Annotated in this window: 1 pseudogene; it reads right to left on the bottom strand. The window is 67.4% G+C overall.

The window, feature by feature from the left end:
• Window positions 1-448: pseudogene (locus I6F37_RS39875) on the bottom strand (hypothetical protein); the annotation flags it as partial.

Genomic DNA, 448 nt, shown 5'->3' on the forward strand with positions numbered 1-448 from the left:
GTCGACCCGGACGCCGTGGCGCCCGAGCAGCTCGAACCCGCCGTCGGCCTGCAGGTCGAAGGTGACCAGCCCACCGCTCTGCGGGACGTACGCCGCATCCTCGGCGTAGAGGCGTACCTCGATCGCGTGCCCCCGGGACGTCATACGGTCGGCGGAATCGGTTGCCCCCTCCGTCTGACGTCCGGTGAGGCGCCGGCCCTCGGCGATGGCGAGCTGCGCCTCGACCAGGTCGACGCCCGTGACCAGCTCGGTGACCGGGTGCTCGACCTGGATGCGGGCGTTGACTTCGATGAAGTAATAGTTGTTGTCCTGATCGACGATGAACTCGCAGGTACCGGCGTTGTAATAGCCAGCGGTCTGGGCCAGCCGCACCGCCGCCTTACAGAGTTCCTCGCGAACCTTCTGCGGCAGGTTCGGCGCCGGGCTCTCTTCGATCAGCTTCTGGTGC

Origin of the sequence: Bradyrhizobium sp. NBAIM08 (genome assembly GCF_020193935.1) — a bacterium.
Classification (GTDB): domain Bacteria; phylum Pseudomonadota; class Alphaproteobacteria; order Rhizobiales; family Xanthobacteraceae; genus Bradyrhizobium; species Bradyrhizobium yuanmingense.